This window comes from Paenibacillus allorhizosphaerae (assembly GCF_042659105.1).
GTDB lineage: Bacteria > Bacillota > Bacilli > Paenibacillales > NBRC-103111 > Paenibacillus_G > Paenibacillus_G allorhizosphaerae.
The window spans coordinates 60,870-77,382 of the sequence record NZ_JBHSRV010000003.1; the positions used below are offsets into that span (position 1 = coordinate 60,870).

The window sequence follows — 16,513 nt, forward strand, 5'->3', positions numbered from 1 at the left end:
AATAAGTATATAAGGATGTGCTACATATGAAATATAGGGGAAATCATGAATAACTGGTTGTATTCTATATAATTTTGTTACGGATGCTGAGAGAGGAACAAGCTTGAACCCTTATTTCTATTGATATAAGCACTTATACGAGAATTCATCATTTAAAAATGAAACAAAAATGGAACTAACAAAGGAACTTCTCTTTAACTATACTTAACGTTACTAAAGTAAACAACACAAAAAGAGGTGTTATAAATGGTGAATTTCAGCAAAATCAAGTACTACGAGGGGCCATCTGCATCAACCGCCACTCCCACTGTCAATCGTACGGATTTGTGTATTTATGGTGCAAGCTCTGCCGGAATCGCCGCAGCCATTCAGGCAATCCGCATGGGCTTAAAGGTGGTCGTCACGGAGTTCGGTGAGCGTGTGGGCGGACTTACTACAGGAGGACTTGGCGCTACGGATATCGGAAACAAAGCAGCCATTGGCGGTATTTCTCGGGAGTTTTATCAAGCGCTTGGCCGGCATTACGGTACGACGGAGGGAGACGGAACCCAGTGGACATTCGAGCCGTCCGTTGCGGAAGCCGTATATCTGAACTGGATTGAACAGTATGGCATCGAGGTTCATTTTGGGCAGCGATTAGAGCGTTTGGAGAAAAAGAACGGAAAAATCATTCGCCTTGTCACGGAGAATGGCAATATTTACGAGGCTGGCATGTTTATCGATGCAACGTACGAGGGAGATTTACTGGCAGCCGCCGGCGTATCTTATCACGTCGGCCGGGAAGCGAATTCCGTCTATAAGGAAACATTGAACGGGATCCAGTTCGGGAGTCCTCATCATCGTTTCAACGCGTTTATCGACCCCTACGTCATCCCTGGGAAACCTGACAGCGGCTTGCTCTATGGGGTTTCCGATGCTGCTCCTGGCGTACAGGGGGAAGGGGATCGTTCCGTACAGGCATACAACTTCCGAATTTGTTTGACGAATGTACCTGAGAACAGGATCCCTTTTCCGGCACCGCCGAATTATGACCCCGACAAATTCACACTTCTTGCGCGGTATATCCAGGCCGGCATTTGGGATGCGCTTCGGCTGCACACAAAGATGCCAAAGGGCAAGACCGATCTCAATAATAAAGGGGCGGTTTCTACCGATCATATCGGAATGAACTATGAATGGCCGGAAGGAAGCTATGCCCGACGCGAGGAGATATTTCGGGATCACTTGCAATACAATTTGGGCATGCTTTATTTTCTAAGTAATGATGATCGTGTGCCTGAAGCGATTCGGGAAGAGGTGCGTCAGTGGGGATTGCCTGCAGACGAATACATGGCCTTTGGACATTGGACGCCACAGCTCTATATCCGCGAAGCAAGACGAATGGTTTCGGATGTCGTCATGAACGAGGGCCACTGTCGCGGCTTCCAAAGCGTTTCCGACCCGATTGGGCTGGCTGCTTATACGATGGATTCCCACAATTGTCGGCGAATCGTCTTGGGAGGGCAATGCGTGAATGAAGGGAATGTAGAAATCCCGCCTACCCGACCCTATCCGATTTCCTACCGATCTATCGTACCGAAGGAAGAAGAGTGCGTCAATCTCATTGTGCCTATCTGCCTCTCTTCCTCCCATATCGCTTATGGTTCGATCCGGATGGAGCCCGTATTTATGATACTAGGTCAATCCGCCGCAACTGCAGCTGCCTTAGCGCTCAAAGCTGACGTGCCCGTGCAGAACCTAGATTACGACCAACTGCGTAAACGATTGGTTGAGGACAATCAGATATTGGAATGGGCCAAGGCTTGACAGTTAGCAAGGACGCAAGATTGGAGTGAAACTTTTAATTTACAAATCATTTCAGATTACCCCCGCCCTGCAGATACGTCGGGGGTAATCTGATATAGAGTCTGTGTCCAATATTTACTGCTCCAATGACTGTTTTTGAATACGCTACTCCGGGCCGGTATCAATGCCAGCCTAGAACTCTCGTTATCTATATTTTCTTTTCGATTGCTCATCCACAAAAAAATGGACATTCCCGTCTCTAGAAAACGGGTGTCCACATATAATGTGCACTAAATAATTCATTATTAATTAATTATATTTAATAATTGTTAAATCAATAGCCGTAAAAAAGAGGCTTGGCCGACAAGCCCCGTAATAAGACGTTATGAACTTCTCGGCTTGTAGTCCATCCTTAGTAAAATATCCTGGTCGTAGTTTCCGAACTTGCGGCCGAACAAATTGATCCCCCCCTGATTCACGGCATCGGGCTTAACGCCGATCCTCACCTTAAAGGAGTGACTACCATCAATCCCCAATTCGTTAACCCTCAAATTCGATACTCTTGTGCCGTCGATGAAGGAGCCTCCCTCGGTTACTTTCCATTTCTTCAGCATCCCGAACTGCGAATCCTGCGTCTCCCACCATGCCGGAGTCAGGTGCCCCCGCTCGCCGCCGAAATCCCCCGGGCTCATCCATGTCCCGATCTCCATCCCGTTGATCCATACCGTAATATCCGACGGCCAATCCGGATTGTGCAGCGGAGCCTCGGAGCATAGCTCCATAGACAGCTCGATTCCGGTCAGCTCGCAGTCGTACGGAAGCCGGTTCGGAAACATATACTCGACAAAGCCCTGCCTGAACCAGAGCAGTTGGGCATTCACCTTGTCCGGTTCATAAAAACTGCGCGGATTATCGAAGAAGCCAATAACGCCGGTTTCCGCGGCTAACCCGCAGGTTGGGCGAACTTCGCAATCGACATAGTGACCGACAGGCATATTGATATGGCAAAAGTTCGTATCTTCCGCCTCCGGAATGGTGCCAAGATGTATGACCAGCCGATCGTATTGAGCGGAGCATATTTTTTGCGCCCCTCTGAGGCCGGGAACCAATTCCGTCCGGATCAATTTGGCGTCCTCCAGCTTTTTGATATTCACGGTAGCAGTCGACGGCGGCAGATTGAACATTTCCGCAATTTCGTTGACATTGACTTTTCTTTTCTGTATTTCCTTGAATATGTCGATCCTGATTTCGGAAGCTAACGCTTTTGCTATTTCCAGCAATTCATCGACCGTGATAGACAATACACGCGACATCTGTTCAAATCCTCTCAGAGCGGCAATTTATTTCATCATTTTAGGTTTTAGTTTCATTTTATCATAAGCGCCCCCATCAGTCGACTTGAACAGAAGCAGCCGTCGTATCGGCCTCACTTTTCTCCCAGCTTGATATTGGCGATATTTTTGTCGGCCTCTTCTTTCGCTGTTCTTAAAGCCGTGTTGATATCCGTTTTCCCCTCAAATACGGAAACGAAAGCTTTCCTGATCGCTGCGTCCACCGGACCGTTATACTTCGATTGCGGGATCAGTGTAGATGGTTCGCTCTTGAAAATTCCTTTGATGTTTTTCCCTTTCGCAAATTCTTGATCGGCGGCAAACTGATCCAAAATCTGGGCGTTTTTCAACACCGTCAGCTTCCCACTGCGCGTGGCGATCGTCTGAACCTCATCGGATAGTGCAATCTTGAGCACCTCCATCGCGGCATCGATGTGCTTGCTCGTTCTGCTGACAAGGAATTGATGGTAGTCTGCCTGAAGATACTTATTCGGCGCTTCCGGATGGGACGGAAGCTGAACCACATCCCAATCCAATCCTTTCGCTTGCGGCAGGAAACTAAACATGCCGATGGAATAATAGGCAGCCATGGCAATATTCTGGTCCTTAATAAATGCATTGATCGTGTCGAGTCCCACAACTTTCGGTTTGTTGTTCGGAATATCGTAGATCTTCATCGCTCTTTCGAAAATGGTTTTCCAAATGTCCGGAACGAGAGCCTGCTGCGTCTTCTTATCTACCATTTCGATTGAAAGTGGAGAAGCAAACGTCGTTACCCCTCCATGAGTGACATACAGTCCGAGATAGTTGACTCCGCCTTCCAAACGGGATACTTTCTTAGCCAGTTCGGCCGCTTGGTCCCAGGTCATTCCGTCCGTCGGATACGGAACGCCGAATTTATCGAAAATCCCTTTGTTGTACCAGAGGGCGAAAGCGTTTTGTGTAAACGGCAACCCATAAAGCTCGCCATTGTCGCCAAGCTGCTTGATCGAATCCATGATGTTCGGATTTATTTTCGAAATGTCGATATCGTGCTTCTTGAGCTGCTCTCTCAGGTCGAGCGGAATTTGCATATCGACCCTTTCGCGTTGCGGCGGCCCTCCGTATATCAAATCGGGGATATTGCCTGCGGCTACCAGGTCGTTTAAAGTTTGACCCTGTGTAGGCCTCAAAATCTCGAATGAGATTTGGGGATACTTCTTTTGTACTGGATCCGTAAAATACTTATTCCATTCATCGTCGGTCATTCCCGGTATTTCGATTAACACTCTCAATGTTACCGGGTCTTTTATGACAAAGGCATCCGATTTATCCCCCGGTGCGTCTCCCGATTTCGTTCCGGAAGAACTGCATGCCGCCGACACCACCATTAGCGCAGAACATAGAACTGCCAACCATCTCTTTTTCATTTTGTACACCTTCCCCTTTTTGTTTTGACACTTCAAGTTAGTTGCCCGGATGATGGAAGAAGTACCGTACATCCGCATCCTGCAATGGTGTATTGTAAATGGCGATTTCGTCCATCAAACCTTCAAAATACGCTCCATCTCCTTGGTCCCCGAATGCATCTTCGGAGAAACGTCTACCCAAACCTCCCCGATCATCATGAGTACCGACCTGCTTGAAGCTTGCTGTCGTTTGATTCAATAATTTTCCGTCGATATAAAGCCTGAAGTCACCTTCGGCAAAAACGACTGCCACATGGTACCATGAACCGGTTTTCGTGAGCTCGGCAGATACGGTCGTCCGCGCTCCTCCTTCCGCTACTGCCGCTTTTACCCGTCCATCCTCAAGCTTGATGGCTAGACCGCCGTTCACCCCTCCTTCGTCGTACAACAATTGTGTCTTTTGTATTCCCTTCGGGTTTACTCGCAGTGATACCGTTCGGAGTGCAAACGGATCACGCATAGAGCCTATACCAGAGCTTTTGTCCGCAAAAGGAACCCCGTCTTGCTTTCCGCCGAATTGCAGCGGTCCGGCTTCGTCCATAGGGTAGCGGGCCGCCACAGAAAAACGTTGTATTAGTCGAAATAATTCTTCTTCCGATATAGGCAAGAAAGTGGCATGCCGGGCTTGATAAGGAAAACGGAATGAACTCTTCGGCAGCTCCGGCGACCAGTGGATCATATCGCTTGATTCTTTTACGCCGAATTTACCGTCGGCCCAATAATCGTAATAGAGATACCACTTTTGCTGCCCTGACAATTGCAATGTTTCTGCCGCCTCTGTCACATTGGGAGTGATGTGCGAACTCATATCGCCATATCCGCGATCAAGCAGATTCGATATGGCAAGCCGGTTTCGCATCGGCCGTTCTTTCTCGTCCTTAAAGAACAAGTAGTATTTGTCGTTATAAAATCTGATGTGCGAGTCGATGACACTAAAACCCGGATCGAATAACAATTCAGCGGGTGTAAACGCTTCCCAATCTGTTGTATAAGATTTGTATATCCGGTTGTTATCCGCTTTGTCCGACCCGAGGGTAGAGGACCAGTGAATCATATACCGGTTACCGGCGGCATCCCAATTCCATTCCGGCGCCCATACGTTAGTTGAATTAGGGAAGCTCTCCATGACAGTCAATGCTTTGGGACTTGTAAACGTTATCAAATCTCTCGATCTGGCGTACCCGAGTTGTTTTCCCCGTTGCGCGGATCCCGCAGACGAATTCATCGTATACACCAGATGATACGTACCGTCAGGAGCTTTGCCGATGAAAGGATCCCGAATAACGCCAGCTCCGACGGAAGTCTTCCAGACCGCTTTGTTGTCGTTCAGTTCGTACCAATGAAGTCCGTCGCGGCTGAAAGCGTAATGCAGCCTCAAATCCATTTGCGTTTGATTCGGCCCCGAGCGAAAGTAAGCCATCAAATATGCGGGGCTCCTGTCGATTTCTTTCATCTGCGGATCGTCACCTTTCACGTGAACGGCTTTCCAGCTGTCGTTGTAGATAGTAAAGCACAATACAATAAAAACGATAGCGAAAAAAGGCAAAGCAAAAATAAACCATCTATGTCTCAACATTCGACTGGCCCCCCCTATTTCATACTTCATCACCGCCATTGTTTATCTTAATACTTTATATTTATGTGTTAATATTTATTATTTCATGAACTAATCGGCATGTATAGGCGCTACTACACTCGATCCTTCGAAGGAACCGGCTGTTCGGTAATCGTCGGTCCCACCACATAGATGCTGCCGTCTTCCCGGAATCCCATCCGATCCATGCACACTTGGCGGTTGCCGCCACCCTTTTCCGGATCCGTGTGGGTATGATAAATGATGAATAACTCCGTACCATCCGGCGAAGCAATAATGCTATGGTGGCCCGGACCGGATATTTCATCGCAGTTGCTCTCAAGGACAGGGTTACTTTCATATTTGCTAAACGGCCCTAATGGCATCTCAGATACGGCATAGCCGACAGAGTAATGACGCCCGCCGAAATGGTTGGCGGAATAAGTCAAATAATAGATACCGTTTCTTTTCAGCACGAAAGGACCTTCATTCCATAAGTAACCTCGATCGAGAGATTTCATCTCCCACTCCTGATCCGGTTTCGTTAAGCAAACGGCGTCTCCAGTAACAGTGATCATGTCACTTCCCAATTCGATGCCATATAAATGGCTTTCATGGCGGCCTTTCACGATATTTTCCGAGCAATCCCTGGAGTAGTACATATATATCTTGCCGTCATCGTCGAATAAAATATGAGCATCGATCGCCGCATAGCCAAAATCGAAAAGCGGATGATCGTACACATCGATATACGGGCCCTCGGGCCGATCCGCGATAGCAACACCGATCCGCAGACTGTCTTTTTCTTTCCATCGGGCTGTATAGTACATGTAAAACTTTCCATTACGTTCTACTACCTCGGGCGCCCAAAATTGCTTGTATCCCCAGGATCGTTCGTTTTTTTCGTATACAAATCCTTCTTCCTTCCAATAAACTAGATCGTCTGAAGACCATGCTTTGAAGCCTTGCTCGACCGCCGACGTCGGAAAACAGTAATATTTTCCGTTGGATGCTCTCAAAATGTATGGATCCCCAATTTTTTGAATGGGAAGCGGATTTTTGTAATAAGCAGGTTTAGAGGTCACGAATGATTTCTCTCCTCACTATTAAGATATTTTTAACAAACATAAAAAAAGACATTACCTTAATAATTGTTATTTATGTTCTATTTTACATGAACTATTATCGATTTAAAAGCCCCCGTAGGAAAAAACTCCAAATAAAGTTCATATTATCCCCGTCGAATCGCCTCGCATTACCCGGTTATGTCTTCCTTTCGTTGGAAACAATATATATTGGGTAAATACGGCAGAGGTGATGAAATGAAAATCATACTAATTTTTTTCCTCATGTTTTTTTTGAATATGTCCCTTGCCGTTATGGTCGATCTTATTAAGGGAATGAACCTTTCGATGTCTTTGAGTGTGATCCGACATTCTTTTGCGGCCATGTCCCTTGCGGAATATATTATTATTTATGGGATGTTGTGTCTTCTGTTCATTTCAGTGTTCACTCCGTTGTTCAAAATGAAAAACGCCGATCGGACTCCGTCACAGCCGCCGAACGCGTCTCCCACCAAAAAAAAATAGCATCAATCCTCTACATTTGTGGAAAGCGGATGACGATAAAGCCCGAATCGTTTACGAATCAGATGAATTCCGAAAAGCATTACTGGAAAGACGATACAAAATAGAGTTAAGTAATTTTTTAAAAACACTTTCCCTTCCTCGATATGCTCTGAAAAGCTCATTGCGATCATGAGTGATGACAGTAACACTACGAGTCCGGCAGGCAGTACCAGTTGTTGCCGATGGTCATCGTTTCCAGCCATAGATTCGGATTCTTAATCCGACGGCGGACAAGCGAAACATTCACTGCGATAGACTCGGTAAAACCGTCTTTGGGACCGCGAATGACCACTTGGGAGGAAGGCTCAGTTACTTGTCTTACTTCCCCGCCGCGCGTGCTTCCGCTAACCGCTTCCACCGATCCGTTAACCAAGATTACCGTATCCCCGGATAAAATGGATAATATTAATCCGTTCCACTCACTGATGACCTTAACTTCGCCGATAGCCAGCGCGTTATCTTTAATGAAATCAAACATCGTTTTACCGAAAGTTTCTTCAGTGTTGTCCAACATCAGGGAACGTATCATAAAATCGTTGACAATATTCGTATCCGAAAGACGACCGACCGTATACACCGCCGCAACTCGAACGAGCGGGTTGCCGACCTCAAACTCCCTGATTATGACATCCGGGCTGTTTCCGACTTCTGTCTGATCCGTTCTAGGTTGATCCTTATATTCGGATTTAGGGGATTTTTGCCTATGTTCTTAATCGGCTGCGCGATGCCGGTACGTTTCATCGCATTCGTTTGTCTACGGAATCGATTCCAAAAGAACATTCTGCTCCCCTCCCGTTATACAGGCATTTATTCTCAAATCAATTTGTTTTTATACTTCCTGCGCTCTCACAATTATTCCTCAAGCCGGCTTCGGAAGCAGCCGTTATTTATTTGTCCAAAAGCACGGTTTAAACCTGTTTTGGTAAGAATATATAAAAGGGAGAGGCCAATTCGCGGAAAAGAGGATCTACATGAGGGAAATTACCTTTAAAGCCATTGCGATCACGAATGAAATCGATCTGAACAAAGTAGCTATCGATTGTGGCATTCCTAAAAAATATACATGGGAGCAGCCGTTAATTCTGAGAGGGGATATACTTCGGTCGATTCTCCATAAGGATGTGAACGAAGCGCAGCAGGTGCTTATTTTTTCCTTTGGCAGCCTTGTGTTCATCAATCATTCCAACGATCATGAAATAACCAGCTTTCTAAAATATTTGCAAACGTTCGAGCCGGAGATTGACCTTCAGCAGATAGAAAACTATACGGATGACTACAGTCTTCAGATCGGCGACACCGATACGGTCGAATTGACTGATGAATATGTTGTAGTTCCTACCTATGAAGATTATTATCCGGATTTGATATCGACAGTGCTCGCCAAATCTGTAGCGCTTGAGAAGATTGAGGAGCAGCTTGGCAAAATTCAGGACAGCCTCGAAACGATGATCGACCGATTAGAGAGAGGGAAGCTTCGGGTCGGCAACAAGGAACTGGCGAAAACGACCGCCAAAATCGTACGCCACGAGTACAATACGCTAGCGTACATAATGATTCTGGATAAACCGGATATTACGTGGACAAATAGCTCGGCAAGCGAATTTCACGACAAAATGATGGAGTTTTTCGAATTAAACGATCGATACAAAGTATTGAAGAGCAAGACGGACATTCTGTATCACATTATGGAGGGCATCACTAACATGAGTCATTCCATCCGCGGATTGTTCGTTGAATGGATTATCGTTTTTCTGATTGTCGTAGAGGTTATTCTAACTCTTATAGAGTTTGCGGTTCGGTTTTCATAACATGCCCGTTTGGAGAGTTATTTGGCATATACAAGTATAAGTATAATCTTTCAAGCTTCTTTGAAAAAGCTAGACAAGATATTAGCTGGTTTAACGCAGGTAAAGCTGCCGGTTAATTGAGAAATAGGCAGCAGATCATCTCTGACCGGCTGCCTTATTACTCCATCTTCTTTAAAAAACCCATTTCTTAGGCTATACAGGAATGTTTAGCTTAATCACAAGATCAAAAAACAAAAATCTTGAAGCAGCGGATGGCTACAGCCTCACTTCTCTTCCTAATTCGGCGGATTGATATAGCGCATTAAGGATTTTGATCATATCCACCCCGTGCTCCGGCGTAAGGATAGGTTCTGCACGCAGCTGAACGACATCGATAAAATGTCTTAAGTGAGCTCCATGCGCATCTACCGGTTTTTTGCCCATAACAGGTGAAATGTCGGTCAGCTGGCCCGCCATCTCGGTAAATATCCGGAGATCGCCTTTCTTAATGCTGGATCCCGCTTTTGTTCCTCTCAGCTCCACGAAGTTCATCTCTTCGCCGATATTTGAGGCCCAACTGAACTCGATTTGTAAGGTTGCACCGTTCTCGAAGCGAATAAAACCGATCGCCAAGTCTTCAACGTCAAACGTGCCGCCTGCTTGCTTTTCACCGAACCCACTGTGTACGGAATCGGAGATTTCATTATTGGCGAACTTGGTGTAGGTGGCGCCAGAGACGGCGACAGGCTTTGGATTGCCCATTAGCCATACGGAAAGGTCAATCATGTGTACGCCCAAATCGATCAGAGGACCGCCTCCGGATAGCTCTTTCGTCGTAAACCATCCGCCTTTCCCCGGAATTCCTCTTCGGCGAATCCAGCCGCAACGGCCGGTATACACTTCTCCCATATGCCCTTCCGAGATATAGTTTTTCAAATATTGCGCAGCTTGCGTAAAGCGGTTATTTCTCATGGTCATCATCGTTTTCTGCTATCTCTGGCGGCATCCGCCATCTTTTGCGCCTCTTCGGGACTGACCGCGTCCGGCTTTTCGCAAAACACGTGCTTGCCTGCCTTTAGTGACGCAATGGAAATCTCCGAGTGATACAGGTTCGGCGTACATATATCGATCGCGTCGATTTCTTCCATTTGCAACAAGTTCCGGTGGTCTGAGAAGACGTACGGAATTCCGTGTTCCTCTGCGATTTTCGCAGCTTTTTGTTCATTCGTATCGCAAACGGCGACGATCTCCACCTCCGGATGCTCCAACAACGGCTTCAGATGCGCCGACTTAAAAATATTCCCCGTTCCTACAATGCCGAGCTTCAACTTGCTTTTCATGACAAGATGCCTCCCCTTACATTTTTTCGATCATCTGTATCAATTGAGTGTAGCTGGTATGCAGGCAATCCATCGCATCGCGCGGACATACGTCCTGTTCCACTACGTACCAATCAATGCCGTTACTTTCGCCCCATTGTAAAATCGGAACAAAATCAATCACGCCCGTACCGATTTCGGCAAATGTCTGTTCTTCGTCCGACGTCATATCTTTGAGGTGTATGATCGGCATGCGGCCCGCATAGGCGGCGATAAAAGAAAGGGGATCGAATCCTGCTTTCCGGATCCAATACACATCGATTTCAGCTAATATCAAGTTATCCGCCGATGGCTTCAGCAAAAATTCGAGCGCGGAAACGCCTTCTACCGTCGTATCGAATTCAAACGCATGGTGGTGATAAGAGATTCTGTAACCTTGATCTTTCACACGATGGGCGGCATCGTGCAGCGTTTGTTTGATCTCCCGGTACCCTTGCTCCGTCCGCCGGACAGGCTGGACAAAAGGACATATAATATCCCTTGTCCCGAGAATGGCGGCATCTTGCACTATGGCATCCAGACCTGCCGCCAACTGATCATACCCGACATGCAGCCCTGCGGCCCTGAGTCCCGTCTCCTTCAGCACTTCGGCGAGCTCCCCGGGCTCGTGTCCATGGTAGCCGGCAAACTGCACACCGGCCCATCCCCTTCTGCTCAGCTCGCGAAGCACGCCAGGAAAATCCTGCTCGCATTCTTTGCGCAGCGTATACAATTGAACCGCCAGCTTATCCTTCATCTTTGGCTTCCTCTCCCCCGTATTTCGAATCACGAACGACCAAGGTTTACCTTGAACTGCATTAATTTACGGCGATGGAAACGAATGCATTTTTCGGTACTTCGAAGGATTCATTTTGAAATATTTCGTAAACATGCGGCTGAAATACAGACCGTTCTCGTAACCGCACAGCCGTGCGATCCGGTCGATTGAATAATTCGTCTGCACGAGCAGCGATTTGGCCTTCTCCATCCGGATCGAGTATAAATATTTGGAAGGCGGCATAGCGTACACCGCCTGGAACCGGCGCGTAAACTGCACCGGGTGTATCCCTATATATTCCACGATATCTTTCATTTGGACATCGCGAAATGCATGCCGCTCGATCATATCTTTCGCTTCTTTCATCAGCGGGTCGCTCACGACGTTCCCGAATTGGGCGAGCACTTCCGTTTCCATGCAGAATAACAGCCACAGATCGTAGACGAAGTGGGAAGACCATCTCAAATTATCGTTCCGGCTCATTCGGCTGGCCCGGAGCAAATGCCGGAAATCGTTGTACAGCCGGTCCCGCTCGGAAGAAGTGAATTTATAGGAAAACAGGCGACGCAGCTGCTCCGATAACTGCGCTTCCCCGCCGTCCTCTCCGGCATAATAAAACTTGATATAGAAAAAAGAGAGAGGTGTAATCATTTCACGGTGAAAATCTTCATGCGGCGGACATAGGACGATATCCCCCGCCGCAGCTTCGCCAGACAGTTCGCCGATTTCGTACCGGAAACGGCCGGCTTCGACGGCGATCATGATCCAGCACCGCTCGCGCTCCACCTGCTGCACGAATGCGGGCTTTTCTTTCCAATAGCTGTTGCTGATCAAACGAATCGGATGGATGAGCATCGCCGGATTCTCCGTTTCATATGCTGAGCTTTCATCCATGGTACACCAGTTTCGTCCCCCTATTCAATAGCGCTATCGGATTACAGCATCTTCCAGTCGCCGACGCCCGTTCCGACCTGAACGGCGATGTATTGGGCCGAGCCGTCGGCGCTCCTTATGATCTCCCCCAAATACTGGGCGTTAAACACGGGAGTGCCGGAGAAAGACCGACTCGGAACGACTTTTGTCGCCATCGTATTGATGTTCCTGTCCAAACAGTACGCGATCGGCGATACGCCCGGTGTCACTCCGGAATAGGCGCTGCCGGACCCGCTCCATGAATTGCCGATCGCCGTAAGCTCGGACAATATTTTACCGCTCCCGCCCGCGTTAATATTGACGCACTGCAATGTAATTCCCGAGCAGCTGTTGCCGTCGATCATCAGTTTCCCGGCATCGCCTCCGGCCGCGATATCCGCGTACAGAAGCCGCAACCCGTTCCGCACGATATTGCCCCTTATGCCGAGCTCAGCAAAAGACTCGGTGCGAACCGCATTCAGCGTATCGAAAAATTGATTGTCGCGAATGACGATGCCCCGGCTTCCCGAGCTTCCGCGAAACCGGATTCCCGCGTAATTTTTGGAGGCATCCCCCGTGTTCAGGCAATAGAAGCGGTTATCCGCAATCTTGACGTCTTGAACGTCCAACGCACCCCAGGCCGGGGAAAAATTGACCATCTGCCTGGCGTCCGAGCCGGCGGTTGCCGAACGCACATCGTACAACTTGTTTCCGCTAATATCGAAGTTGCGGGGATTTCCGGCAGGAGAGCCGTAGCTCCTCAGATTTATGATGCTGCTTCCCGTGGTATTGAATATTTCATTGTCACATATTCCGATATCCCGCAAAGATTCGCTGTTGAAATTATCGTCATTGATCGCTTCGATCGGAATATTGGCGCAGCCTTCTATAACATTGCCGCGCACTATGCACTGGCTCGTTATAATAATGCCCTTGTTGTTCAGCAGCCGTTTGCTGGCGTTGTCATCGAAGGCGCCGATCCCGAACGTCTGGCCGCATGTAATCTGGTTATCGGCAACGATCGAATAATATCGTCCTTGCATCGAGATCCAAGGTCCCCCAGTCCGGTCGATGCCGTTGCCCGAAAAGCCGACGACGCGTATTCCGTCAGGAAGCATGTCTCCAGGCTGCACGGCTTGCGTCATAATATCGTTGCCGATTATCGCAAACTTCCCGAAATCGCCCCATATGGCGGTCGGGGAATAGCTGCCGCTTCGGCGTTTGTAACCTACGTTGCGAATAACGTTATCCGTAATGAGGCATTGCTCGCAGGAGCGGACGAAGAGGCCGATCACACCGGCTTGGTCGCTCGTATTGCCACGAACGACGATTTGCTTGTTCCGTTCGGACTCGGCTATGGAGATAACCGGTATCCGTTCCGATGCAGCCGTGTAGTCCCGCGGCCATTCGCGGATTTGCAGCTGCGCCCTATCCCCTTCATACCGGTCGGACGTATACATATCGCTCCATCCGTCCCGCAAGCTCGTATTCCCCTCGAACAGAAGCGAGGCGAACCCGGCGCCGCCGAAACCGTTGATCGTATTGTTGGCGGAATAATTATTCCGTATGGTCACATTACCGCACTGGATGAACATAGCGCCGCTAAGGTAAGCGTTCTCAAAAGAGCATTGTTCAACGATAACCGTCCGGGTCCGGTAGGCGCTTCCGGACGGACATACTTCGAGTATGCCGTTGGTTCTTCTCGGAACCGTACCTCTGCCGAAGTTATTTTTTGTCGCCGGATAAGTTTGGCCGTCCCGGTTGCCGTCAAAGGCGACGCCGCGAATGGTGAACCGCTTGCCTCCCTGCACGCGGAGAATCGCCTTATGATTGCCGTAATCCACATCGGTATTGACAATCGATCCGGCAGCAAGCCGGAACCGGCAATCTCCCGATATGTCCAGCTCTCCCTCCTGCCCGAGATCGGCGACGCTTTCGCCGCTGAAAACGTATATTCCGTAAGCGGTCAGCACCGGTAGAGGGTACGCGAGGGCGGCTTGCATGGCGGCTGTATTATCGGCTGCGTATGCATCGTACTGCACCCGCAATCCGACCGACGCCAGATCGACTGCACCGCCGCCGCTCAATACGGCCACATTGCCGTTCGCCAGCAGCTGATCGATATAGCCGTTCCCGTTGAGCGCGCTTTCCGGACCGAGCGTATTCCCCCGCAGTGCATCGTAGTCGGTACGGGTGACGATCCGATACATCGCCCCTCCCCGGGGCGAATCCGTCACCGCGTTAGCGATCGCGTAATAGGACGCGGTCCGCACGCTGATACCGGCTTGCAGCGAAGCCGTTTTCATGATTCCGACCGATTCGAAATGCATTCCGCTCGCCGAGCAGTTCGAGTCGCCTGAATTCCCGTAGGTAGCTGCTGTGACCGTAGCGTTGCTCGGAACGAATGGGACGGCTCCGGCCATTCCGGCCGCAAGTACCGCACCCGACCCGCCTAATGCATAGGACAAGAACGTTCGGCGCGATAAAATGTTCCGGCTCTCCTTACTATCTTTCCGCTGCTCATCGTTCATCGGTTGCTCGCTCATCCGCACACGTTCCTCCTCGAAATTTATGTGGATCGTACAACGATAATCCGCTTCTCAAGCCTACTTCTTCATTTCCGATTCGATATATTTATTAATCTGCTCCTCCGCTTCGCGAAGCGCCGTATTGATATCTTTCTTGCCCTGATACACCGGCACGAGTGCAGCATTGGTAAAAATCGACTTCGCCTGCCCGTCGTACGCCGTAGTAGGTACCGGCTTTGCTATCGCGTCCTGGAAAAAAGCGGCCAAGTTTTTGCCATCCAGTCCTTTCAAATCTTTCGCATACTCTTTCTTGACGTTCTCCGAATTGATGATCGGAATGCGGCCCTGACGCGCCATAATCGTCTGTACCTCGTCGGACATCAGGAAAGCGATGACTTGAAATGCGGTATCCTTATGCGGCGTGGACGGCGGAATCACATAGAACGGCGCGTTCATCTGGGAGCTCGAACCGCTCATCCCGTTAAACCGGGGCAGCGATACGAAATCGACATTCAGACCGGCCTCCATCGCCGCGGGCAATTCGGTAATATAATTCGGTCCGGTACGCATGGCTACCGTCTGGTTTTTCAGGAAATTGACTTTCTCGTCGCCGGCCTGGGCGTTGCCGTCAATTTTGTAGAACGAGGTCATGACGTCCAGCCATTGTTTCCAGGCGTCGGTGTTGATCGAGGCCTTGTTCGTCTTCGGATCGACGAAACCTTGCGCCAATTGGTCCTTGTACACGACGTTAAGCGCATTATATTGGAAGCCCTTATATTGAACGCCGTTGTCAGTTCTGGTAACCTTCTTGGCGATATTGAACATGTCTTCCCAAGTCATGCCGTCCTTCGGATACGGAACACCGAAATTATCGAAAATGTTTTTGTTGTAGTAGATCGCGTTGTTGTTCAGCTCAAACGGCATCAGCAGAAATTCCCCTTTGTCGGAATACGATTTTACGGTATCCACGACGCCGGGAGCCAGACGCCCCAGGTCAAAACGGTGCTTCTGAATCAGCGGCGTCAAATCGCCGAGCAGACGCAGCGTTCTCAGATCCTGCAGACTTCCGAGCGAATAGGAGATCAGATCGGGGGTTTGTCCCCCGTTCAAGATGTCGAATATCGTTGTGCCTTTGCCGTCCTTTATCGTTTTCAGCGTAACGTGCGGGAATTTCTTCTGGACGAGCGACTCGATCGTTTCCGCCAAAACGATCGAATTACCATGGGTAAAAAATGTAAGCGTAACCGGAGCAAGCGGCGCCCCGGAGTCGGCAGCTTTGTTTTTCTCTACGGACTTGCCGGAATTGCTGCATGCCGAAGTCATGATAGCTGCAATGCTAACCGTAACGATCAAACCGAATAACTTGCGACCCCTTTGCATTATGT

Annotated in this window: 12 protein-coding genes and 1 pseudogene; 2 read left to right on the plus strand and 11 right to left on the minus strand. The window is 48.9% G+C overall.

Annotated elements, in window-relative coordinates:
• Positions 1-246 precede the first annotated feature (246 nt).
• Positions 247-1,806, plus strand: a complete 1,560-nt coding sequence (locus tag ACFQI7_RS13575; protein WP_218101503.1) for an FAD-dependent oxidoreductase — start codon at positions 247-249, stop codon at positions 1,804-1,806.
• 362 nt (positions 1,807-2,168) lie between these two features.
• Here the strand turns inward: ACFQI7_RS13575 and ACFQI7_RS13580 are convergent, their stop codons facing one another.
• The 5 genes and pseudogenes from ACFQI7_RS13580 to ACFQI7_RS13600 all read right to left on the minus strand — a co-directional run.
• Entirely contained in the window at positions 2,169-3,098 is a 930-nt protein-coding gene (locus tag ACFQI7_RS13580; protein ID WP_218101502.1) for an ArsR/SmtB family transcription factor, read from the minus strand.
• Between the two features lie 113 nt (positions 3,099-3,211).
• Entirely contained in the window at positions 3,212-4,525 is a 1,314-nt protein-coding gene (locus tag ACFQI7_RS13585) for an ABC transporter substrate-binding protein (RefSeq protein ID WP_218101501.1), read from the minus strand.
• A 37-nt stretch (positions 4,526-4,562) separates the two neighbouring features.
• Positions 4,563-6,140: a LamG-like jellyroll fold domain-containing protein gene (locus tag ACFQI7_RS13590; RefSeq protein ID WP_218101500.1), complete on the minus strand. Its 1,578-nt coding sequence runs from the start codon at positions 6,138-6,140 to the stop codon at positions 4,563-4,565.
• A gap of 113 nt (positions 6,141-6,253) precedes the next feature.
• A complete protein-coding gene (locus tag ACFQI7_RS13595) occupies positions 6,254-7,222 on the minus strand; it encodes a glycoside hydrolase family 43 protein (RefSeq protein WP_218101499.1) in 969 nt (322 codons plus the stop codon).
• A 691-nt stretch (positions 7,223-7,913) separates the two neighbouring features.
• Positions 7,914-8,405: pseudogene (locus ACFQI7_RS13600) on the minus strand (spore germination protein); the annotation flags it as partial.
• Positions 8,406-8,736: 331 nt separating this feature from the next.
• Between ACFQI7_RS13600 and ACFQI7_RS13605 the strand changes: the two are divergent.
• A complete protein-coding gene (locus ACFQI7_RS13605) occupies positions 8,737-9,573 on the plus strand; it encodes an RMD1 family protein (RefSeq protein ID WP_218101498.1) in 837 nt (278 codons plus the stop codon).
• A 255-nt stretch (positions 9,574-9,828) separates the two neighbouring features.
• Here ACFQI7_RS13605 and ACFQI7_RS13610 read toward each other — a convergent pair whose 3' ends face one another.
• The 6 genes from ACFQI7_RS13610 to ACFQI7_RS13635 all read right to left on the minus strand — a co-directional run bounded on the left by ACFQI7_RS13610 (position 9,829) and on the right by ACFQI7_RS13635 (position 16,508).
• Positions 9,829-10,533: a Gfo/Idh/MocA family protein gene (locus ACFQI7_RS13610; RefSeq protein ID WP_230415389.1), complete on the minus strand. Its 705-nt coding sequence runs from the start codon at positions 10,531-10,533 to the stop codon at positions 9,829-9,831.
• Positions 10,530-10,892, minus strand: a complete 363-nt coding sequence (locus tag ACFQI7_RS13615) for a Gfo/Idh/MocA family protein (protein ID WP_230415387.1) — start codon at positions 10,890-10,892, stop codon at positions 10,530-10,532. Before ACFQI7_RS13615 ends, ACFQI7_RS13610 begins: the two co-directional genes overlap by 4 nt.
• Positions 10,893-10,908: 16 nt before the next feature.
• The gene (locus ACFQI7_RS13620) at positions 10,909-11,667 is read right to left on the minus strand and encodes a sugar phosphate isomerase/epimerase family protein (RefSeq protein WP_218101497.1); all 759 of its coding nucleotides are present in this window, start codon (positions 11,665-11,667) and stop codon (positions 10,909-10,911) included.
• Between the two features lie 66 nt (positions 11,668-11,733).
• Positions 11,734-12,582 (minus strand): AraC family transcriptional regulator, encoded by an 849-nt coding sequence (locus ACFQI7_RS13625; RefSeq protein WP_218101496.1) that lies wholly within the window; start codon positions 12,580-12,582, stop codon positions 11,734-11,736.
• A gap of 41 nt (positions 12,583-12,623) precedes the next feature.
• Positions 12,624-15,146: a hypothetical protein gene (locus tag ACFQI7_RS13630; RefSeq protein WP_218101495.1), complete on the minus strand. Its 2,523-nt coding sequence runs from the start codon at positions 15,144-15,146 to the stop codon at positions 12,624-12,626.
• Between the two features lie 60 nt (positions 15,147-15,206).
• On the minus strand, positions 15,207-16,508 hold the full coding sequence (locus ACFQI7_RS13635) for an ABC transporter substrate-binding protein (protein ID WP_218101494.1): 1,302 nt from the start codon (positions 16,506-16,508) through the stop codon (positions 15,207-15,209).
• Between the last annotated feature and the right edge of the window lie 5 nt (positions 16,509-16,513).

Bases quoted from the DNA above. Each gene is read 5' to 3' on its own strand.
- ACFQI7_RS13575 (WP_218101503.1), top strand. From the start codon at position 247: ATGGTGAATTTCAGCAAAATCAAGTACTACGAGGGGCCATCTGCATCA.
- ACFQI7_RS13580 (WP_218101502.1), bottom strand. From the start codon at position 3,098: ATGTCGCGTGTATTGTCTATCACGGTCGATGAATTGCTGGAAATAGCA.
- ACFQI7_RS13585 (WP_218101501.1), bottom strand. From the start codon at position 4,525: ATGAAAAAGAGATGGTTGGCAGTTCTATGTTCTGCGCTAATGGTGGTG.
- ACFQI7_RS13590 (WP_218101500.1), bottom strand. From the start codon at position 6,140: ATGTTGAGACATAGATGGTTTATTTTTGCTTTGCCTTTTTTCGCTATC.
- ACFQI7_RS13605 (WP_218101498.1), top strand. From the start codon at position 8,737: ATGAGGGAAATTACCTTTAAAGCCATTGCGATCACGAATGAAATCGAT.
- ACFQI7_RS13610 (WP_230415389.1), bottom strand. From the start codon at position 10,533: ATGATGACCATGAGAAATAACCGCTTTACGCAAGCTGCGCAATATTTG.
- ACFQI7_RS13615 (WP_230415387.1), bottom strand. From the start codon at position 10,892: ATGAAAAGCAAGTTGAAGCTCGGCATTGTAGGAACGGGGAATATTTTT.
- ACFQI7_RS13620 (WP_218101497.1), bottom strand. From the start codon at position 11,667: ATGAAGGATAAGCTGGCGGTTCAATTGTATACGCTGCGCAAAGAATGC.
- ACFQI7_RS13625 (WP_218101496.1), bottom strand. From the start codon at position 12,582: ATGGATGAAAGCTCAGCATATGAAACGGAGAATCCGGCGATGCTCATC.
- ACFQI7_RS13630 (WP_218101495.1), bottom strand. From the start codon at position 15,146: ATGAGCGAGCAACCGATGAACGATGAGCAGCGGAAAGATAGTAAGGAG.
- ACFQI7_RS13635 (WP_218101494.1), bottom strand. From the start codon at position 16,508: ATGCAAAGGGGTCGCAAGTTATTCGGTTTGATCGTTACGGTTAGCATT.